The sequence below is a fragment of the Methylomonas sp. Uni0009 genome, assembly GCF_054188105.3.
On the sequence record NZ_JBTAFN010000001.1, the window covers coordinates 2271516 to 2290840 of the forward strand.

A 19325-nucleotide genomic window follows, 5' to 3' on the forward strand; every position below is an offset into this window, starting at 1 on the left:
TATGTGGGATTATTCAGATAAAGTAAAAGATCACTTCTTTAACCCTAAAAACGCCGGCGCGGTGGCGGGTGCCAACGCGATTGGCGAAGTGGGTTCCATCAGCTGCGGCGACGCTTTGCGGCTGACTTTAAAAGTCAATGACGACACCGAAGTGATCGAAGATGCAGGCTTTCAAACCTTTGGTTGCGGCTCGGCGATTGCCTCGTCTTCGGTGCTGACCGAAATCATCAAAGGCCTGACTTTAGACGAAGCGTTGAAAGTCACTAACCAGGACATCGCCGCCGAATTGGACGGCCTGCCGCCGGAAAAAATGCACTGCTCGGTCATGGGCCGGGAAGCCTTGCAAGCGGCGGTGGCTAACTATCGCGGTGAAGAATGGAAAGACGATCACGAAGAAGGCGCGTTGGTCTGCAAATGCTTTGCTATTGATGCGGTGATGATCGAAGAAATGGTCTGGGCAAACAAACTACGCACCGTTGAAGACGTGACCAACTACACTAAAGCCGGCGGCGGTTGCGCGGCCTGCCACGAAGACATCGAAGCGATCCTGGAAAAAGTCCTGAAAGAGCGCGGCGAGACTTTCGATCCGAATGCGGCGCCGGTCGCCAAACCCGAGCCTGTGGTTGCCAAAGGTCCGCTGACCAATCTGCAACGCATCAAGAAAATCGAAGAAGTGATCATGTCCTTCCGGCCGCAATTGATGGCCGACGGCGGCGACGTCGAATTGGTGGAAGTGGTGGATAAAACCGCTTACGTCAACATGACCGGCGCTTGCAACGGCTGCCAAATGTCCGCCATGACCATTGCCGGTATTCAGCAACGCTTGATGGAAGTGATGGGCGAATTCATTAAAGTCGTGCCGGCCTCGCAAATGCCCAAGTTGGTGACGATAGAGGAGGCCAGTCATGCCTGATATTTATCTGGATAACAACGCGACCACCAAGGTGGACAGCGCGGTGGTCGATGTGATGATCCCGTATTTTACCGAGTACTTTGGTAATCCATCGTCTATCCATCGCTTCGCCGACGGCGTGGCCAAGGCCATCAAGAAAGCGCGCTCGCAGGTGCAAGAGTTGATCGGTGCCGAGCACGATTCCGAGATTATTTTCACCTCCTGCGGCACGGAGTCCGATTCCACGGCGATCTTGTCGGCGATCAAGGCTCAGCCCAATCGTAAGGAAATCATCACTACCTCGGTGGAGCATCCGGCTATTTTGGCTTTGTGCGAAAACCTGGAGAAAGAGGGCTACACCATCCACCGCATGCCGGTGGACAAATGCGGCCGCTTGAATCTGGAAGCCTACAAAAATCTGTTATCCGATGAAGTAGCAATTGTCTCGGTGATGTGGGCGAACAACGAGACCGGCACCATCTTTCCAGTGGTGGAAATGGCCGAAATGGCCAACGCGGCCGGCGTGATGTTTCATACTGACGCTGTACAGGCGGTCGGCAAGATTCCGATGATGTTGCAAGACACCAAGATCGATATGTTGTCGATTTCCGGCCACAAATTGCACGCACCGAAAGGTATTGGGGTGTTGTACTTAAAGCGTGGCACACGCTTTCGCCCGCTTTTGCGCGGTGGACATCAAGAGCGCGGCCGCCGAGCCGGTACTGAAAACACCGCGTCGATTGTCGGCTTGGGTAAAGCCTGCGAATTGGCGATGGAGCACATGGAATACGAAAACGTGCAGGTCAAAGCCATGCGCGACCGGCTGGAGCAAGGCATCGTAGCCGCCGTGCCGCACTGTTTTATCACCGGTGATTTAAACAACCGCTTGCCCAATACCACGGACATTGCGTTCGAGTATATCGAGGGCGAAGCGATTTTGATGCTGTTGAATAAAGCCGGTATCGCGGCTTCCAGTGGTTCGGCTTGTACATCGGGTTCTCTGGAGCCGTCGCACGTGATGCGGGCCATGGACATTCCCTACACCGCCGCGCACGGCACCATCCGCTTTTCGTTCTCGCGCTATAACACTATGAGCGAAGTCGACGAAGTGTTGAAGGTGATGCCTAGCATCGTCGCTACTTTGCGGAAATTGTCGCCGTATTGGGACAGCATCAACAACGAACCGGTTGCCGACCCGGAACAGGCTTTCCAACCCACTTATGCTTGATTGAGTGTATTGATTGGTCGGGTTTGCTCTGGTGATCAATCACGCCAGGCGCAATCCGGCCAGTTTGGTTTTGAATTTTGAGTCAACGCGGTTTAAGCCTGTGTTGACACCAAAAATTTTCACTGAGGATTGTTATGGCTGAAACGCTTGCTGATTTACGCGCGGTATTGTCCAAGATGGAAGCTGCATTGAGTTCCATCACCGAATTCAACGCCGAGGTGCTTGAGTTTGTTGATGTTCACTATTCGAGTTTGCTGAATGATCAAAAAGTCGTCCAGGTTTTCAAGAATGTTGGCGATGCTGAGGATGAACTGCAAAGACAACTGAATTTTCTGCGCTCGCGTTTGACTGCCGGCATAGCAGAATTTAAAGCAGTTTGTGAGGCGGAAGGCTGAATGCTGTAAGCCAGCAACTTGGATTAAATCGGTAGCGAAGACCTGTTTAACCCCCAGCAAATTGAGATAGTTCTGAGCCGTTTATTGCATTGGAGGGCATCCAATGTCGGCTTAAGCCCCGATCACAGAACCAAAAAAGGCGGTTGTTCAACCGCCTTTTCTGTATTTTGGCAGAGCAGTTCGCTCAAACCTTTCTGGTTTTTCGGTTAAGGCCCAAACCAACCAACGCACTGCCGAAAAGCCATACCGCACCGGGTACAGGCACAGCGGCGACATTGAAGTTGATATTGTTAATACCGTTGTTCCAATCGGTGCCTAGGATAATTCTGATCGAATGAGCAGTAACGCCAGGGGTGAAAGTATGAGGTGCGTCGCCGGGTACTGCATAAGGTGCATAATCGACAAAAATGTTGGTAGGGTTGGTACCATCAACCACTCTCAAGTCGCTCGCATTGCGAGTGAAATTTCCCGGCCCTGGATACGCAGCAACGTCGAAGCTTTCCAAGGTGACGCCCTGATTTGGATTGATTGCCGTCAGCGTAATGCTCAAAAGCAGGCCTGATGTATGAGCAAACGCCGCTGAGTTTAAAGTGGCATAACCGGCATTCCACAATAGAGCATCGTTATAAGCCGTTGTGCCATTGAGGTTTAGACTGGAATACGATACCGCCACGTCCGCGGTAGAACCGTAACCTGCTGGAACCGGGGCGTAATTGTCAAACGGCTGTAGCGCATCGAAGTTAATCGTCGCGGCTTGTGCGTTGAATGCGGCGGTAATCAGTATTAACGGATAAAGCTTTTTGGATAACATCGGCGACCCCTTCAAACGGCGTAAAAATACGCCTATCAATTGACAGAAACTCAAGAACAGTAGGCGCTGTTCCTGATTCCGAGATTAAAAGCAAAATACGTTCCATTTTGTATGTTGTTTGTTTTTGCCAATAACTTCAATAGGTTGAGTTAGCAGGTATTGAGCGGTATTAGGATAATGCCATTTAAAACGTTGAGTGATGTAAAAAATGCCGACATCGGTAGTGCGCAAGCGCAGACATCAAATTCGATATACCTTAGTCTGTTAGAGGATGTTTCGCGCAACCGCAGCAGCCAGGCCAGCCTTTTTACTGCTGCCAACCCAGCCGGCAAATCCGGAAACAAACAACCAAATACCTGCCGGAATCGGTACGGCCGCCGGTGCGGCTACGTCAAAGGCGATCTCGCCAATTTCCGAAACCAGATAGGCTTCGTAATAAGAGTTGATTTGTAAGCGCACATAGCGCGCTTCGCTGTCAATCAAGTCGAACACCGTTGCCGGGTAGGGTGGTGTGGGGTCCAAATCGCTGGGCATTTCGGGGTTGGTGAAGTCGCCGGCTTTATTGGACGTGGAAAAATCGGCTTCCAACGATGTGAACAAACTGATCGACGCGACGTTGGCGCCGCTGTTAGAGGCCATATTCCATAAAGCCATTTTCTGTATCTTGTAAATGGCCCCCAAATCGAAATCCAGAATACCGGTGCACGGGCAATACGCCGGGCTGATCCAGCCGTTACCGATTTCCGGGCCGGCACCAATATGTGTTGGGTTTAAGTTCATATAATCGGCAAACGCGGTGGCGCCACTGCTAAAACCGGCGGATAGACCGGATTGGTTAAACATAGGCTTTTCGTCGGTTTTGGCCGGAAATCCCGCAATACCCGAATAGTTGCCTATGGTGTTGTTGATCACCGCCACCGGTGACAAGATGGTGCCGGCTGCTGCCGGTTGTGCCAATGTGACAATACCCAACAGGCCAAACATGCAAGCCCAACCATTTTTACGTGAAGTCATACGTGTTCCTCCTAAGTGATGTATCCGGAAACATGCTGAATAGGCGGCGCCGGCGCTACCTGCCGGGCCTCCAAGTCAAGAATGTAAGCTAGTAAAAATAATCAGTCAAAATATTTTCGAGGCCAGTTTTTTGAATATAAGAAATGTGTGTCGGCTTACTTTAACTACCAGTACGGTGGGCATTGTGGAATTTGCGTACCACTGGCGCAGGCTGCGAACAGACCATTGTCGGGTTTGCGACAATTTGCCTTTGCGGTTGCGAGGTTGTCTTGTCGATAGTCTGCCAATCACACAGTAAAGCCCAAGGATTCCGCAGATTTAGCAGTTGGCAAGCGAATTGCTTAATCACTAGCAAAGGAGTAGCCAATCTGGTTGCTCAGTTTTAGACACCGGCAGTATGAGGCTTGGCGATGACTTCTGATCCCCGCACCATCATTATCGACGACACCACGCTCCGCGACGGCGAGCAGTCGGCCGGCGTGGTGTTCTCGTTGGAAGAAAAGTTGGCGATTGCCAAGCAGTTGTCCGCGCTGGGTGTGCCGGAGTTGGAGATTGGTATTCCGGCCATGGGTGTACAGGAACGCGACGAAATCAAAGCCATTGCTCAATTGAAATTGCCCAGCAATTTATTGGTATGGTCCAGGATGCGTGAAGAAGATTTGCAACACTGCCTGGGCTTGGGCGTCGGCACCGTGGATTTATCGATTTCCGCGTCCGATCAACATATCCAACATAAACTGAAACAAAGCCGGGCTTGGGTGTTGGCTACCATCGAGCGCTGTGTGAAAACCGCGGTCGATGCCGGCATGCGGGTTTGCGTGGGGGCCGAAGATGCGTCTCGCGCCGATAGCGACTTTCTGGCGCAAATGGCCGAGGCTGCGCAAAGCGCCGGCGCGATAAGAATTCGCTTTGCCGATACGGTCGGCATCATGGAACCGTTCGGCGTATTTGAAGCGATTCGCAAACTGCGCGTCGTCACCGACATGGACATCGAAATGCACGCCCACGACGATCTGGGCTTGGCCACCGCCAATACTCTGGCCGCCGCATATGCCGGCGCTACCCACGTCAATACCACCGTCAACGGTTTGGGCGAACGGGCCGGCAATGCAGCACTGGAAGAAGTGGTTGTAGGCTTGAAGCAACTGTACGGTTTTGAAACCGGCGTGGATTTGCGCAATTTCCCCGGCCTGTCGCGTCAGGTGGCGACCGCTTCCGGCGACACGATAGGCAGCCGCAAAAGTTTGATCGGTCGCGATGTGTTCAGCCACGAAGCCGGCATCCACGTCGATGGCTTGCTGAAAGATCCTAACAATTATCAAGGTGTCGACCCTGCCTTGGTCGGCCGTAGCCACCAGTTGGTGCTGGGTAAACATTCCGGTAGTCAAGGCGTGATGCACGCCTACAAGCAACTAGGTATCCAAATTAACCGCTGGCAGGCCGGCCGCCTGCTGCCGCTGATTCGCGAGTTTGTCAGTTTGCACAAACGCGCACCGCAATCTACCGATTTGAATCAATTTTTACACAGCCTATAGTGAGGTGTCAGATGAGTAGCAATCGTCAAAAACCAGCCGTGCCCAGCACCGCAAAAGTGGACGTGCCGCAGCAAACTGTGGCGCAGCACGAACTGCCGGATGACCGTTACCCCGGTTCGTTCTTCCGGGTGCCCGGCGTGCCTATGCCAGGTAAAACCACCTGGAGCTTGGCAAAATGATGTTCTTCTCGCCGTCGCATCCCAGCGTTGCATCCGGACTCTGGCAAGACTGGCGCGACGATGTGGCTTGCGTGTTTGCCCGGGATCCGGCAGCACGCGGCTTACCGGAAGTGTTACTGGCTTACCCCGGCGTGCATGCCGTGTTGCTGCACCGAGTCACCCATCGCTTGTGGCACGCCGATTGGAAATTGACGGCGCGGTTATTGGCGGCCTTTGCACGCTGGTTGACCAACGTCGATATTCATCCGGGCGCGACGATAGGCAAACGCTTTTTCATCGATCATGGAGCGGGCGTGGTGATCGGCGAAACCGCTGAGATCGGTAACGACGTGACCATGTATCACGGCGTGACGCTGGGCGGAACCACCTGGAACAAGGAAAAACGCCATCCGACGCTAGGTAACAATGTGTTGATCGGTGCCGGCGCCAAGATCCTCGGCGCGATCAATCTGGGCGATAACGTCCGGGTCGGCGCCAACTCGGTGGTGATTAAAGACGTGCCGCCATGCTGCACCGTCATCGGCATTCCCGGCCGGATTATCCAGCAAAAAGGAATAAAAATTCAGGATCCACGCGGTATCGACCTCGATCACCATTTAGTGCCGGACCCGGTCGGCAAAGCGCTGAGTTGCTTGGTGGACCGCTTGGACGAATTGGAAAACAATCAAAAACGCTTTGTGGTAGCGGAAGAAACCTGCGGCAGCTGCGAAGCGGAAGGTGTCTGCCACGGCGAAGAAGTGGTGGTCCTGAAGCAGGCGGCGGGTGGCAAGTGATGGAAATGGATCTGTTGCAATTCGACGCCAAGGATCTGTACTACGAGAAGGCGGACAGCCAGGAAGTGGAGGATTTGATCCAATACGCTTCCGAACTTTACGCCAGCGGCGAAGCGGAACTGCCGTTATTACAAGCCTATTTGCGGGCGCCGGAATCCTTGAATGTGCTGGTGTCGCTAAATCGATTTTATTACTACCAGCATCGCTTGGCCGAAGCTTTGTTGATTTCCGAGAGAGCGTTGGAGCTGATACGGCCCGGCATCGATTTCCCGGAAGATTGGCGGCAATTGGAAAGAGCGCATATCAGCGAAGCGCCGAAAGACTTGCTGACCCGGATCAGGCTGTATTTATTTACGTTGAAATCCATCGGCTTTTTGAATATGCGCTTGGAGAACCTGGAACTGAGCAAGGCGATTTTTGAAAAATTGGTGTCATTGGATGACAAAGACCGGATTGGCGCGCGAGGTTTGCTTGAGTTAGTCGTGCGTCGTCAAGAAGCGGCAGAAGGCATTTTCCGGATGCCGGAAGTTTTCGGGTAGGCATCGCCCACTAATCAGATGCAAACGATAAGTGATGTTTGTTGTTCCGCGCAATTAACCTAAAGGTGATCGCCATGATGAAGAAACAAAAATCCGATCCATTTTTGGCCCAAACAGCTGTGATGCTGGTGGTTTTATTAGTGGTGTACGCATTGGGAGAACAACCTGCCAATCTTGATCACCTGATGATGAGGTAATGACGATGAGTTTAGAAGAAGATATGGAAGAGCTGGAAGCCGCGGAAGATTTTCTGCGGTATTTCGAGCTGGAATACGATACTACCGTCGTCCACGTCAACCGGCTACATATCCTGCAGCGCTTCCACAATTATCTGAGTCAAGCCGGCGAGAACATGCCGGAAGACGAAGATGCGCAACGGGAAGTCTACAAAAAGCTGTTGCATCGGGCTTACAGCGACTTCGTGGACTCCGACGCACAGACCGAAAAAGTATTTAAGGTCTTTAAGATGATGGAGCCGCAAACCGTGTTTGTTTCCCTAGGGGATATTAAAACATGATAGACGAACGTTACGATGAAGAGCGCTTCGAATTCGGCGAGCGTGTTAGGCTGACACGTAACGTCCGCAATGATGGCACGTATCCGGGCATGGATGTCGGCGACTTTTTGCTGCGCCGGGGTAGTGTCGGCAACGTGATTGAAGTGGGCACTTTCTTGCAAGATCAAGTGATCTACACCGTGCATTTTTTGGATGCGGGACGCATGGTAGGGTGCCGGGCCGAAGAATTGATCCCGGCCGATGCGCCCTGGAACCCAAGCCGTTTCGAGTTCCGCGACCAGGTGGTGTGCACGATAGACATCCCCACCCAAGAGGGCAGTTACCCCGCCGGCACCCAAGGTGAAATCCTGAAAGTATTGCGGGACAGCGATCCCATGCTCTACCACGTGCGTTTTCCGGGTAAAACCATGCAGGTGCCGGAAAGTGTATTGGAGCCGGCGGATCCGGCCACCTTCAAAGAACCGGAGGCATAATGATGAGCCAGACGTCGATAGAGCCTTACACCCTGTTGCGCGCCGCCTTGAGCCTGTTCCAGAAAGCGCCGGCCGAATTGGAGCAACTGCAACTGCGCCAGGTGGAAGTGCAAGCCAAAAACGAATACGAAATCGAAGGCCGAGTCCTGAACTCCGCCGAAGCCACCGGCGTGGTTATTTCCGATACAGAGCTGGACCGCGCTTACAAGGAAGTGCGCGGCCGCTTTGAAGATGAAGACGCTTTTTTAGCGGCATTGAACGCCAACAGCCTGGATGTCGATATGCTGAAAGCGGCTTTGTATCGGCAGTGCAAAGTCGATGCGGTGATGGATAGAGTGGCCGCCCGCGCACCCAAGGTTAACGAGGTGGAAATCGGCATTTTCTACCACTCGCACCCGGAAAAATTTCATAAACCCGAGACGCGCCAGGCCAGACATATCTTGATCAGTATCAATCCGGATTACCCAGACAATACCCGCGAGGCGGCGTGGCGGCGGATTAATGAGATTCTCGGCACCTTGAAACGTAAGCCGCATAAATTTGCCGATTTGGCGCTGAAGCATTCGGAATGTCCCACGGCAGTGCAGGGCGGCGAAGTGGGGACGATGGCCAAAGGCACCTTGTTTCCGGAGCTGGATGCGGTATTGTTTAATTTGAAAGAAGACGCCATCAGTGATGTGGTGGAAACCGAGATGGGTTTTCATGTGATTCAATGCCTGAAAATCATCCCGGCCGAAACCATGTCGCTGAAAAAAGCGACACCGAAGATTCAGCAGATCATGCAGGATCGTTACCGCAGAAATTGCCAGCGCACGTGGCTGGCCAGTCTGCCCGCAGTCAACAGGAGTGCCTAACATGTTAAAAGAACCCAAACATTGTTCGTTTTGCGGTATCGAAGCGTCGGCGGCCGTGCCGATGATTGCCGGCACGGAAGGCTACATCTGCGAAGCCTGCGTGATGTTGGCCAGCCAGGTGGTATCCAGCTGGGGCAAGAAGAAAGAATTAGCCGATATGCAAGGCCCCTTGCCCAAGCCCGCCGAGATGAAAGCCATGCTGGATCAGTATGTGATCGGCCAGGATTTGGCTAAGGAAATTCTGTCGGTCGCGGTATACAACCACTACAAGCGCTTGAAAAACGTCAGCCGTAAAGTCGGCGGTTTGGGCGAGTCCGACAACAGCGTGGAAATCGGTAAATCCAATATTCTGATGATAGGCCCTTCCGGTACCGGCAAAACCTTGCTGGCTAGCACGCTGGCGAAAATCGTCGGTGTGCCGTTTGCGGTTGCTGACGCCACCACGCTGACCCAGGCCGGTTATGTCGGCGACGACGTGGAAAATATCCTGGTGCGCTTGCTGGATGTGGCCGACGGCCAAATAAGCAAAGCCGAATGGGGTATGGTGTATATCGACGAAGTGGACAAAATTGCCCGCAGCCCGGAACAGGCGTTCGGTACCCGCGATGTGTCCGGCGAAGGCGTGCAGCAAGCCTTGTTGCGGCTGGTCGAGGGCTCGCATGTCAAGGTTCCTTCCAAGGGCCGGCGCAAGGATCACAGCGGTAATGATTCGGTCATGGTGGATACCAGCAATATTCTGTTCATAGCCGGCGGCGCGTTTCCGGGCCTGGAAAAACACGTGGAAAAACGTTTGTTGCCACCGAAAACCGCTATCGGTTTTCATGCCGAAGTCAGCAACCCGGACGACAAACCGACGCTGGAAGCGATGCTGAATGCCACACAGCCGGACGATTTGAAACGCTTCGGCTTGATCCCGGAATTTATCGGCCGCTTCCCCGTGTTGGCGCCGTTAGAGCCCTTGGATGTGGATGCCTTGATCCAAGTCTTGACCGAACCGAAGAACGCTTTGGTTAAACAATACCAACATCTGTTTGCCTTCGATGATGTGGAGCTGGAATTCACCCAGGATGCCTTGGTGGAAATCGCCGAAAAAGCCATCGCCCGCAACACCGGCGCCCGCGGTTTGCGCGGCATCATGGAGCACGTTTTGCGCCGCACCATGTTCGATTTACCCTCCAGACCGGACGTCGAGCGCTGCATCGTCAATGCCGAGGTGATACGCGGCGAAGCCGAAATTGAAGTCGTGCCGCGCGACAAACCCACAGACGGTGACGGTTTGAAACGCTTGTCGGGCGGAGAGTGAATTTGGCGGCCGGGCTGCACAAGCTGAAGCCCGGTCGTTGCATTGAAAAGTTTTAGTTAATCGAGAAACCTACTATGAGCGTTAAAGAAAAAATCTTGCAACAACTTGCCGAAAATCCGGTGATTATTTACATGAAGGGCGTGCCTAGCGCTCCGGAATGCGGGTTTTCCGCGAAGACTGTCGGCATCTTGAACGAAACCAAGATCCCTTACGCTTATGTCAACGTCTTGCAATCGCCGTTCATCCGCGAAAAGCTGCCGTCCATTTCCAAATGGCCCACTTTCCCGCAAGTGTTCATCAAAGGCGAACTGATCGGTGGCGCCGACATTGTCGAGGCCATGTACAAGGAGGGGACTTTGTTGCCGCTGTTGCAAGCGACCGTTCAGCCCGCCGAGAGTGCGGACGCCAGTCAAACCATTACCCATTCCGAAGTGGAAGCCTTGATTCTGGCGGCCTATCCGGGGGCGACCATCGGCATCGAAGGCGCCGGTTGCGATTTGAACATCACCGTGGTCAGCGAATTGTTCGCCGATCAACCCATGATCAAACAACATCAAGGCGTAATGGCCACATTGAGTGCACCGCTGGCTTCCGGCCGTTTGCATGCCGTCACGCTAAAGACACATACGCCTGAAGCTTGGGCCGCTCAGCAACCGGCGGCAAATCCGGGCTTACTGCAAATTCAAATCTGATCTAGTTAACAAGGAGACAACACTATGGCAAAAGTAGGCATTTTTTTCGGTACCGATACCGGCAACACACGCAAAGTAGCCAAGACCATTGCGACGAAATTGGGCGATGTGGCCGACAAGCCGGTCAATATCAATAAAGCCTCCGTGGACGATTTGTTGGCCTACGATGTCTTGATCGTCGGTTCGCCGACTTACGGCGAGGGCGAACTGCCGGGCATGAGTGCCGGACACGATAACGAGAGCTGGGAAGAATTTCTGCCCACATTGGCGGGCGCCGATTTCTCCGGCAAAACCGTGGCGATCTACGGTTTGGGCGACCAGGAAGGTTATCCCGGCAATTTCGTCGATGCCTTGGGCTTTTTATATGACGCCTTTGCCGACGCCGGTGCCACCATCGTCGGCATGACCAGCAGCGAAGGTTACACTTTTAAAAAATCCAAAGCCTTGCTGGGCGACCAATTTGTCGGATTGGCCTTGGACGAAGACAACCAGAAAGAACTCAGCGAAGGCCGGCTCAGCGCTTGGCTGGATTCTATTTCCTCCGCCTGGGCTTGATAGGCTAGCCATGATCGAAGAAGCGGCCGTCGTTACCCGCGTTAGCGATGGCCGTACCTGGATCAAAAGTCTGCAAAGCAATGCCTGCAGCGGCTGTTTGCAACAACAATCCTGCGGCACGGCGACACTGGCAAAAGTGCTCCCCAAGCGCGAATTTCCAGTCGATTGCGACATAAACCTGCAAGCCGGCGACCACGTGATGGTGGCGATAGACGATGGTCAACTGCTGCTCACGTCGCTGTTACTCTATCTGGTGCCGTTGATTTTTATGCTGCTCGGGGTGGGTTTGGCCGAAGCTTGGCTTCCCGCTCCGTATAACACGGGTTACTTGCCCGAAGTGGCGTTAAGCACATTGCTGGCCGGTTTTTGGTTGATAAACCGCTGTCAAAATCTGCTACTGCTCCATCTTTGTTTTAAGCCGCAGATCGTCAAGAAACTCGGTAGCGATTGATTCTTCGCTTGTTGATGCGGATTCCGATAAAAACCGCCATCCATTTCGATACAAATTCAGCAAGATTTTGAGTGCCACGGATCGGCCAAAACCCGCCGGTCGAGGACGCTTTCCAATTTCAAAAATTAAGGCATCCAAAAACCACTTGAGTGTCCGGATTTAGGCGAGCAATTTGATGCTATGACTGTCTTATCCAGACTAAAACCCACCCGCCTTCCCTAGGAGCCTGTCCGAGAATGCAGAATCATAAAAATTGAACACAATATACAGTGGTTTATTTGAATAATTTACGCTGTATATTGTGTTAAAAATTTTAATTCACTTGTTCTCGGACAGGCTCCTAGGGAAGCGCTGATTAAATCCCCTTCGCCAGGAGATGAGATAATAGCCCTTATCTGATAGTACCGAGACAAACCGATGAATATCTGCCAGGTATGAGTCACCGACACATAGCCACAATCCGGAACTGACTTTAATTTTGCAGTTGATGTTCACGTAGCTGATGTTGTTCGCGCTCGCGCTCACGCTCTTGTAACTGCCATGATCCGTCTTGTTGATTGCGTTCTTGCTGCATTTCGCGGTTTCTCTCCTGCATTTGTTGTTGCTGGTTTTCCCGGCGCGGGTCTGGATGCGTTTGCCATACGCGGCCTTGATTGCCTCCGCCTTGCCGTCCACCGCCACCCGGTGCCGCCGAAACGGCGCTTAAAAAACCAGTTAGGAAAATTAACAATGCTATTTTGTATGGATGATTTTGGTTCATGGCTTCAACTCCTAAAGCAATTCGGACCGATAGTGCAAGTAAGCTCAAACTATCGGTCGCCTAAGCTATTCTAATTTTATGGTGTTTGGGCAGAAGACGCGGCAACTACATGTTGAGCGCCAGACGCCAGTAATAGGGTATTAAATACCTAACTGTCAGTAGTTGTGTACTCTAGCCTTTCAAAAACTGGGGAACTTTAACTTTTTCAAAAGGTTTACTATTTCACAACAGTAGTAACAGTCGCCTGATCAATATCTGGGTCGACGTCGCTGATGGTCGCATTCCAGGTAATGATACCTTTGGCAGCCGCTTTATAGGGTTCGAAGTTGAAGCTCGTGCTGCCTTTGCTGTTATTGTCATAGACATTCAAGCTGCGGCGATACACTTCCACACCATTCTGTACACCCACCACGGTAGCCAAAGCCTGCCCCAGGACTGCGCCCGGATTCTCGACCGAGAGCTGAATTGCGATGGTTTTGCCGAGCGTGGTTGTTTTAGTCGCCTTTAGCGCGGCGATGTCCAGATCAAGCACCGCGCCTGCGGAAATCGTGGCAGTGGTCGAATTGCTGTTGCTAACGCCTTCGTCATCGACCACCGTCAGGCTTACACTATAAGTGCCCGCCACGCTGTAAGTATGTTGCGCGGTCATACCTGTGTCTGTAGTGCTGTCGCCAAAATCCCAGCTGTAGCTGGCAATCGCGCCGCCATCACTGTCATAGGATCCGCTACCATCGAAAGTAATAGGCACATCCACATAGCCCGAATAAGGTCCGCCTGGGACCGCAACCGGATCGCCATTAGCCGGCGGATCGTAGGGAAGGGGCACGCTGGAAGGTACGCCAATTGACGTGCCAATGGCCACACAATTAGCACCCAAGGTACCATAAAGCGGGTTATTCGCACCCGTCGTCCAACCAGGCTGGGCGCTGGCTTCGATTTCTTGCAGATTGGTTGATCCGGAAGAATCGCTGTCCGAATTCACGCCTTCTATGGAAAGTAGATAGTTCGTTATATCAGCAGGCACGGTGCCATCAAAAGAACGGCAGAGTTCTGCGCCATAGGCGTTAAGATTACTGGTACTGCTGCCGTGACAGACGGCACAATCGGCATCGCCCGTGGATGTCAAAGTGTTTGGATAAAGGCTGTCCCAGTTCTTGCTAAAACTGTTGAGCGCCTGGGCGGTTGGAATGGTCACCAGTAATCCGGTAGTTAATAGCGAAAAGGTCAGTTTTCGCAAAATGGGTAAGTTTTTATACGACATGGTTAGGCTCCTCTTGTTCTTACTTTCCGGCAATTGCCCTTGCAATGTGCTGCGGGAATAGCCGATATGACCGGTAATTTATGGGGCACCTGCCCGGAATAAATTCCGAGCAGGTGCGATAGCGAGGTTACTAATTAGCGGGTGTACCATCTCCACTGCCTTGACCAAATATCCAGGCATCGATAGAGGAAATGAAGTCGTCAATCCACCACACCCTGCGCGCCATGGCATCGGACTCGGTGACAGTACCAGTCGATTCGTCCCATTGTGCCCAGACACCATAGAGAAACTGGCCACCAGGGTTGGCCGTCAGGCTGGCTTCGCTGGCTTGCAAGCCTTGGATACCTTGGTCGAACTGATCGAACTCATTGCAGAAACCAGACCCAACCAGTTCAGCCGGCACTTCGTTGCCATGTGGGTCGGATGGATAGCATACGCTGGTATCGGTCTCTTCCGCCCATACTTGGTAATGATCGCCAAATTTCACTGCTCGGCTGTAAAAGAGGTCATCCGGCTCTGGTTCGCCCTCGGCAGTGGTATCGTTGTCGCCAGTCTCGTAGACAACAAAGTAGCGCGATGGATCTCTTACGTCCTCACCGTAGGGATTAACCGCCGTGCCAAACGGATTAGTCGTGTTGCTAACACCCTGAGGCGAACCGGTAATGGCAAAGCGTGGATCAAGCGTGGTGGTTTTCATCGACTTGATCTGAGTCACGTTGCGAGCCTGTTCGGCAGCCCCCGCCGTATAACTGTTGCACACCTTGGGTTCGGTCGGATCAGCATCCCCAGTGACAAGGCTGCGGAAGCTTTCGCAGGTAACCGTGCCGGTACCGGAGTACTTAGCGTTATCCCAGGTAGTAAAGTTTTTAGGCAACGTCGTCCAGCTGGTAGCGCCGTCAAATGAGCGGCGGATGTAAAGGTCGTAACGGTCGTTACCCACGCGATTTAAGCGCCAGTTGGGTGACCAGGCATATAGCATCATCACAAAGTCGCCATCCAGGAAGCCACGGTGGCCTTTGGCCAGATCCAGTGGGTTGTACCAGGATTGGTCACGCAGAGTGCCGATAGCATTTTTCGAACTGGTGTCAGTTCGCAGGTCGTTGTCGCAGTTGACCAACACGCTGCCTTCTGTGGAGCTCACCGTGGTAAAACTAGCTGGACATTGGTGCCAGGACAGAACCTTGGTGGTATTGCTCTCATTCTGCACGAGACCTTGCAGGATCGGATTGGTGTTGCCAATACCAAAGCTGGTGCCTTGCGTCAAATCGATCGAAGGGCAGGCGACGGTTGTACCCGTTCCGGAATCGGTGCAGGTGTCAGGGATGGTAGCCGACAGGTTGATGGCCGGATCAAGGCAGACGCCCCCAGGGTAGTAGGGGTTTGCAGTTTCCGCCCATTTGCTACAAGCCATGTTGCGGAATGCATAAGGATTACCGTGTTCGCTGAGTAACCAGGCGCCTTTTTTACCAGGAATCACGATGCGACGTGACATCACATCGGCAGGACCGCCCTGGTTCATAATGCCTTGTTTCCAGGTGGGCAGGGCGAGCAGGCCGTTGACTGCCTTGGAGGTGTCCTTATGCACCTTGTAAATATCTTGACCTAGCCAGCTACCACGACGGGCGATTTCGGTATTGTAGATGTTGTAATTGTATCCACCGAAGTCCCATAACTCGCTGGTGTTTTTCACTGGATAAAACTCGCCGGTTTGCCAGTTCACCTCAGGTTGATTGAGCATATGGCCGGCTTGGGTCAGGTTGGCCAATAAGGTGTCCTGGGTCTTGCCGCCGACGGTATCCTTCAGAGACATACCAAAGGTGAAATAGCGGATATTCTTGCCTTCGTCGAAGGTAAAGCAATCCGGATCACTGTTCCCGTCCTGTGTGCAAGGGTTGCCTGTCGCATCGAAGGTAAATGCGCCAAGCCCCTTGTCTTCCTCGGCCACGACGACCGCAAAGGCATTGTCGATCACCGCGTCTTTCACCATGCCGTTAGAATCATAGCCATACAAGCCCAGGCGGGGACGGGTCGAAGCGGTGTTGCCGATCATGGCCAAACCGTTGGCGGTCACACAGACCGGTGTAGGCGTATCATCCTTGCCTGTTGGAATGTCAATGGTATCGGCGCACATATCCTTCATACCATAAGCCAAAGGATTTTTGACATCAGGAAAATTCGCCGAAATAGCTGAACCATTACAGTAAGGCTTAGGATTGGTCGTATTACATTTGGCGTTGTCGGTTAAACGCATCGGCATGGCGAAAGGCACAAAAGGTTTAGGCTTTTGCGTGATGTCGCCGATAGCTGCTGCCTCATAAGCGGCGAAAGTCATGGGCGTTGCACCCGTTGCATCCGTGGGGTTCTGCACCACATCGAAATGTTCCGCGTCGATATAGGAATACCAGACGTCGGTTTGGCTGTTGGCAACCGCGCCGCTCCAGCCTTCCCCAGGACCTTCACCTTGACCTGGACGCAAGCCTTCGGGATCTTCTTGCCAGGTAATGGCGCAACCGGCACCCGCAACGCAAACGGTTTCAATGCGGTTGACATCACGCACGCCGGAAGTCAGCCGTTCGGCTTTGAACCAGCGCATGTAACTTTTCTCGACGACGTCTGTGGTCCGCGGATCGTCACCGTTATTGAGTTCGCCACGCGCGGTCCACAAACAGTTGAATGGCACCACGCCGGCAGGGTGATTCAGCTCGAATTTGTCTTCGGCATAATCGACAGAACCTTGCTGGCCGCCGACCCCGTACATGTCGATTAGGTAAAGGTCATCCTTGGAAGCATTGGCTAGGTCGATACCCAGATGGGTGGCAATGGCCGCGCGGCGGGCAGCTTGTTCAGGCGTTGGTGCCGCCGTATCGAGGGAATAGCTTGGTTGACCGCTTGAACAATAACGGCTGGGCCAAGCCACCAACACTTTGTTACCCATGATGCTGTGAAAGACGTTGACGACGTCGCCGGGATAGGCGCCGGTTTCACCAAAAAGAGGGATGTCGGTGCGGACAACATCAGAAGACACTTCAGAAGAAGATTCGGAAAGATTGGTTTTTTTCCAGGTAACGCCGTCGTCCAGACTCACCGATGCAAAGGCATCACGCTTGCCGTGACCGACGAAACCTAGCCCATCAATAGTTTCCACAGGGCCGTTGATGTAGACATTGACCAAGGGTTTAGCGAGGGTGCGCGTCGTCACCAGTGAACCATCGACATTTTTATATTCGCCTAATGCCGCCGTGCCGTCGGATTTTTGGGCGTTGACATAGAATTTCATCATGCCGGTGAAGGCGTGTTCGGCCTCGTCGACATATCCTTGAACCGAGGGAGTTGCTTCGTGGGACATGCTTTTTCTAACGAGGTCACCATCATCGGCAAGCGCTTGACCGCCCCACAGTGTCAACACACTGGATAGTAGAGCTAGTGAGAGTTGCCGGGGATTTTTTATAATTTTAGTTTTCATGTGATACCTTCCGTAGAGCGAAAAACTGCATTAAATGTATTTACCAAGTTAATACTCAACTCGGCAGCTTCCGCGATGCGGCCTTGTGGTTCGCCATCGCTGCTAGTTTCTTCATTTGCAATACCGCATCATGTAAAACGCTCACCGTTATAAAGCCGCGGTTTATCGGGATTTCGAACGTGCCAGCACGCTATTTCATAAGAAACTAATATGCTTTCTACGCCGATGATGTCCTAAAGGCCATGTCTAAAAATGGGATATTTAGGGGTATGAAATGGGTAGAAAAACTACCCATTCAGAAGCAATTGTCAGAAGGATTAATGCGTATTAGTCAGACAATGATTTGAGATAAACCTGCAAATTGTCGGATTTATTCTCCAAACCCAGTTTCTTGCGGATTTGTTTTCGATGTACGCTAATCGTGCCGGGTGCGATGTTTAAGGTCAATACGATCATTTTTGTAGGCAATCCGTGCCTGATCAAAGTGGCGACCTGGACTTGAGTGGGCGTCATGTGTTTGAGCGCAGACGAAAAGGTTTCGGCGTGTCCATAGGACGCCACAAGATTCATCAGGTTGCTCTCTATAATATCGATCAAGCGGGTGGACTGACGGTGCCCCGTGCTTGCGCCTTTTAATTTTTTCAGGAAAGGTAATACCGTGGCCTCGACTTCATGCAGAAGCGCGTTTTGCGCTTCTTCTTTATCGGATCTCTGCTGTTTCAGCAGAACTTTGAGCGCCGTATTAATCTCGTTGATTTCTCTGGTACTATGCAATAGTGCGTTTTGCGCATCAGACACCTGTGTTTCCAGACGGATACGGTTTTCATTCAACGCGGTTTCAATCTGTTTTTCTGAGGAAATATCTCTGAAAGCCCCTACATAACGGATAGTTTGGGTGTCTGCATCAATTACAGCAGTGACTGTCAACGATAAGGGGAATATTGCGCCGTTTTTATGTTTGTCCCAAATTTCGCCTTGCCAATAGCCTTTCTCTGCCACGGTTGACCACATACGTTGGTAGAACGCCGCATCGTGTTTGCCTGAATGCAAAAACGTCGGCTTTTTGCCAATCGCTTCGCTTGCGCTGTAGCCAGTAATGCGGCTAAAGGCTTTATTCAAACGCAAGATGGTTTTATCGGCGTCAGTCACGATCATACCGTCTTCGTTTTCAAATGCGGCGGCGGCAACGCGTCGGGTTTCTTCCTGGTTAATACGTTCGGTGATGTCAGTCAAACACAGCAGCATGATGGGCGCATCAGCTGATAACACATTCCGGCAATCAAGCGATACTATTAAATTCCTCCCATCGTTGCAGAGCAGAGATAACTCGCAGTGTTGACCGACAGTTTGTTTGCGTGCGTTATTAAAAAACAGGTGCCAGCGGTCAGCCTCTGAAGGACATAAATACTGGGTAAATGGCGTGTCAATCAAGGTTACTCGTGCAATACCGAATAAATCGCTAGCACTGCAATTGGCAGTGAGAATTCGACCGTTTTCGGCGATTGTCAGAAAAGCGACGGGAGCAAGCTCATAGAGCTGTACGTAATTGCGGTAAATACTATCCAAATCCGCATAAGCCCGACACAACGCATGATTCTGCATTTCCAATTCGAGTTTATGCAGTTCAAGC

21 protein-coding genes are annotated in these 19325 nt (G+C 52.3%); 15 read left to right on the plus strand and 6 right to left on the minus strand.

The genetic code is table 11. From position 1 onward, the window contains the following. Window position 1 precedes the first annotated feature (1 nt). The 3 genes from nifU to ACWAU0_RS10805 all read left to right on the plus strand — a co-directional run bounded on the left by nifU (window position 2) and on the right by ACWAU0_RS10805 (window position 2515). Window positions 2-913: a Fe-S cluster assembly protein NifU gene (gene nifU / locus ACWAU0_RS10795; protein WP_020483356.1), complete on the plus strand. Its 912-nt coding sequence runs from the start codon at window positions 2-4 to the stop codon at window positions 911-913. Then, window positions 906-2120, plus strand: a complete 1215-nt coding sequence (nifS, locus tag ACWAU0_RS10800) for a cysteine desulfurase NifS (RefSeq protein WP_033159170.1) — start codon at window positions 906-908, stop codon at window positions 2118-2120. Before nifU ends, nifS begins: the two co-directional genes overlap by 8 nt. Before the next feature lie 134 nt (window positions 2121-2254). Further along, window positions 2255-2515, plus strand: a complete 261-nt coding sequence (locus ACWAU0_RS10805) for a hypothetical protein (protein WP_033159171.1) — start codon at window positions 2255-2257, stop codon at window positions 2513-2515. 184 nt (window positions 2516-2699) lie between these two features. On the opposite strand, the gene ACWAU0_RS10810 is transcribed toward ACWAU0_RS10805, so the two are convergent. Continuing rightward, complete coding sequence (locus ACWAU0_RS10810; protein ID WP_523070785.1) at window positions 2700-3326, minus strand: hypothetical protein; 627 nt, start codon at window positions 3324-3326, stop codon at window positions 2700-2702. A 264-nt stretch (window positions 3327-3590) separates the two neighbouring features. Continuing rightward, window positions 3591-4340 (minus strand): hypothetical protein, encoded by a 750-nt coding sequence (locus tag ACWAU0_RS10815; protein ID WP_458139121.1) that lies wholly within the window; start codon window positions 4338-4340, stop codon window positions 3591-3593. Between the two features lie 410 nt (window positions 4341-4750). Here ACWAU0_RS10815 and nifV point away from each other — a divergent pair, with 410 nt between their 5' ends. The 12 genes from nifV (at window position 4751) to ACWAU0_RS10875 (ending at window position 12211) form a co-directional block, all read left to right on the plus strand. Next, window positions 4751-5875 carry a homocitrate synthase gene (nifV, locus tag ACWAU0_RS10820; protein WP_458139122.1) on the plus strand — a complete coding sequence of 375 codons (1125 nt, stop codon included), beginning with the start codon at window positions 4751-4753 and terminating at the stop codon, window positions 5873-5875. 11 nt (window positions 5876-5886) lie between these two features. Continuing rightward, complete coding sequence (locus ACWAU0_RS10825) at window positions 5887-6054, plus strand: hypothetical protein (RefSeq protein ID WP_192393148.1); 168 nt, start codon at window positions 5887-5889, stop codon at window positions 6052-6054. Then, window positions 6054-6827, plus strand: a complete 774-nt coding sequence (gene cysE, locus ACWAU0_RS10830; RefSeq protein ID WP_458139220.1) for a serine O-acetyltransferase — start codon at window positions 6054-6056, stop codon at window positions 6825-6827. Before ACWAU0_RS10825 ends, cysE begins: the two co-directional genes overlap by 1 nt. Then, the gene (locus tag ACWAU0_RS10835) at window positions 6827-7366 is read left to right on the plus strand and encodes a hypothetical protein (protein ID WP_313733395.1); all 540 of its coding nucleotides are present in this window, start codon (window positions 6827-6829) and stop codon (window positions 7364-7366) included. The genes cysE and ACWAU0_RS10835 overlap by 1 nt, the downstream gene beginning before the upstream one ends. A 74-nt stretch (window positions 7367-7440) precedes the next feature. Next, the gene (locus ACWAU0_RS10840; protein WP_256438917.1) at window positions 7441-7563 is read left to right on the plus strand and encodes a hypothetical protein; all 123 of its coding nucleotides are present in this window, start codon (window positions 7441-7443) and stop codon (window positions 7561-7563) included. Between the two features lie 5 nt (window positions 7564-7568). Beyond that, window positions 7569-7883, plus strand: coding sequence for a nitrogenase-stabilizing/protective protein NifW (nifW, locus tag ACWAU0_RS10845; protein WP_026146992.1), 315 nt, complete (start codon window positions 7569-7571; stop codon window positions 7881-7883). Next, window positions 7880-8356, plus strand: a complete 477-nt coding sequence (locus ACWAU0_RS10850) for a nitrogen fixation protein NifZ (protein ID WP_020483343.1) — start codon at window positions 7880-7882, stop codon at window positions 8354-8356. The genes nifW and ACWAU0_RS10850 overlap by 4 nt, the downstream gene beginning before the upstream one ends. After that, window positions 8356-9210 carry a nitrogen fixation protein NifM gene (gene nifM, locus ACWAU0_RS10855; protein ID WP_458139123.1) on the plus strand — a complete coding sequence of 285 codons (855 nt, stop codon included), beginning with the start codon at window positions 8356-8358 and terminating at the stop codon, window positions 9208-9210. Before ACWAU0_RS10850 ends, nifM begins: the two co-directional genes overlap by 1 nt. 1 nt (window position 9211) lies before the next feature. Continuing rightward, the gene (gene clpX, locus ACWAU0_RS10860) at window positions 9212-10513 is read left to right on the plus strand and encodes an ATP-dependent Clp protease ATP-binding subunit ClpX (protein WP_458139124.1); all 1302 of its coding nucleotides are present in this window, start codon (window positions 9212-9214) and stop codon (window positions 10511-10513) included. A 74-nt stretch (window positions 10514-10587) separates the two neighbouring features. Beyond that, window positions 10588-11205, plus strand: coding sequence for a Grx4 family monothiol glutaredoxin (grxD, locus tag ACWAU0_RS10865; RefSeq protein ID WP_033159089.1), 618 nt, complete (start codon window positions 10588-10590; stop codon window positions 11203-11205). A 24-nt stretch (window positions 11206-11229) separates the two neighbouring features. Beyond that, the gene (locus tag ACWAU0_RS10870) at window positions 11230-11760 is read left to right on the plus strand and encodes a flavodoxin (RefSeq protein ID WP_458139125.1); all 531 of its coding nucleotides are present in this window, start codon (window positions 11230-11232) and stop codon (window positions 11758-11760) included. Between the two features lie 10 nt (window positions 11761-11770). Continuing rightward, window positions 11771-12211 carry a SoxR reducing system RseC family protein gene (locus tag ACWAU0_RS10875; RefSeq protein ID WP_458139126.1) on the plus strand — a complete coding sequence of 147 codons (441 nt, stop codon included), beginning with the start codon at window positions 11771-11773 and terminating at the stop codon, window positions 12209-12211. A gap of 472 nt (window positions 12212-12683) precedes the next feature. Here the strand turns inward: ACWAU0_RS10875 and ACWAU0_RS10880 are convergent, their stop codons facing one another. The 4 genes from ACWAU0_RS10880 to ACWAU0_RS10895 all read right to left on the minus strand — a co-directional run bounded on the left by ACWAU0_RS10880 (window position 12684) and on the right by ACWAU0_RS10895 (window position 19261). Then, the gene (locus tag ACWAU0_RS10880; protein ID WP_458139127.1) at window positions 12684-13019 is read right to left on the minus strand and encodes a hypothetical protein; all 336 of its coding nucleotides are present in this window, start codon (window positions 13017-13019) and stop codon (window positions 12684-12686) included. 169 nt (window positions 13020-13188) lie between these two features. After that, on the minus strand, window positions 13189-14232 hold the full coding sequence (locus ACWAU0_RS10885) for a PKD domain-containing protein (RefSeq protein WP_458139128.1): 1044 nt from the start codon (window positions 14230-14232) through the stop codon (window positions 13189-13191). Window positions 14233-14362: 130 nt separating this feature from the next. Next, a complete protein-coding gene (locus tag ACWAU0_RS10890; RefSeq protein ID WP_458139129.1) occupies window positions 14363-17695 on the minus strand; it encodes a choice-of-anchor O protein in 3333 nt (1110 codons plus the stop codon). A gap of 327 nt (window positions 17696-18022) precedes the next feature. Then, on the minus strand, window positions 18023-19261 hold the full coding sequence (locus ACWAU0_RS10895; RefSeq protein WP_523070786.1) for a PAS domain S-box protein: 1239 nt from the start codon (window positions 19259-19261) through the stop codon (window positions 18023-18025). Window positions 19262-19325 lie beyond the last annotated feature (64 nt).

Excerpts from the sequence above, each read along its gene's own strand:
- nifS (WP_033159170.1), top strand. The coding sequence starts at position 906 with ATGCCTGATATTTATCTGGATAACAACGCGACCACCAAGGTGGACAGC.
- ACWAU0_RS10825 (WP_192393148.1), top strand. The coding sequence starts at position 5,887 with ATGAGTAGCAATCGTCAAAAACCAGCCGTGCCCAGCACCGCAAAAGTG.
- cysE (WP_458139220.1), top strand. The coding sequence starts at position 6,054 with ATGTTCTTCTCGCCGTCGCATCCCAGCGTTGCATCCGGACTCTGGCAA.
- ACWAU0_RS10850 (WP_020483343.1), top strand. The coding sequence starts at position 7,880 with ATGATAGACGAACGTTACGATGAAGAGCGCTTCGAATTCGGCGAGCGT.
- clpX (WP_458139124.1), top strand. The coding sequence starts at position 9,212 with ATGTTAAAAGAACCCAAACATTGTTCGTTTTGCGGTATCGAAGCGTCG.
- ACWAU0_RS10810 (WP_523070785.1), bottom strand. The coding sequence starts at position 3,326 with ATGTTATCCAAAAAGCTTTATCCGTTAATACTGATTACCGCCGCATTC.
- ACWAU0_RS10870 (WP_458139125.1), top strand. The coding sequence starts at position 11,230 with ATGGCAAAAGTAGGCATTTTTTTCGGTACCGATACCGGCAACACACGC.
- nifV (WP_458139122.1), top strand. The coding sequence starts at position 4,751 with ATGACTTCTGATCCCCGCACCATCATTATCGACGACACCACGCTCCGC.
- ACWAU0_RS10875 (WP_458139126.1), top strand. The coding sequence starts at position 11,771 with ATGATCGAAGAAGCGGCCGTCGTTACCCGCGTTAGCGATGGCCGTACC.
- ACWAU0_RS10890 (WP_458139129.1), bottom strand. The coding sequence starts at position 17,695 with ATGAAAACTAAAATTATAAAAAATCCCCGGCAACTCTCACTAGCTCTA.
- ACWAU0_RS10835 (WP_313733395.1), top strand. The coding sequence starts at position 6,827 with ATGGAAATGGATCTGTTGCAATTCGACGCCAAGGATCTGTACTACGAG.
- ACWAU0_RS10805 (WP_033159171.1), top strand. The coding sequence starts at position 2,255 with ATGGCTGAAACGCTTGCTGATTTACGCGCGGTATTGTCCAAGATGGAA.
- ACWAU0_RS10815 (WP_458139121.1), bottom strand. The coding sequence starts at position 4,340 with ATGACTTCACGTAAAAATGGTTGGGCTTGCATGTTTGGCCTGTTGGGT.
- ACWAU0_RS10885 (WP_458139128.1), bottom strand. The coding sequence starts at position 14,232 with ATGTCGTATAAAAACTTACCCATTTTGCGAAAACTGACCTTTTCGCTA.
- ACWAU0_RS10840 (WP_256438917.1), top strand. The coding sequence starts at position 7,441 with ATGATGAAGAAACAAAAATCCGATCCATTTTTGGCCCAAACAGCTGTG.
- nifW (WP_026146992.1), top strand. The coding sequence starts at position 7,569 with ATGAGTTTAGAAGAAGATATGGAAGAGCTGGAAGCCGCGGAAGATTTT.
- nifM (WP_458139123.1), top strand. The coding sequence starts at position 8,356 with ATGATGAGCCAGACGTCGATAGAGCCTTACACCCTGTTGCGCGCCGCC.
- grxD (WP_033159089.1), top strand. The coding sequence starts at position 10,588 with ATGAGCGTTAAAGAAAAAATCTTGCAACAACTTGCCGAAAATCCGGTG.
- nifU (WP_020483356.1), top strand. The coding sequence starts at position 2 with ATGTGGGATTATTCAGATAAAGTAAAAGATCACTTCTTTAACCCTAAA.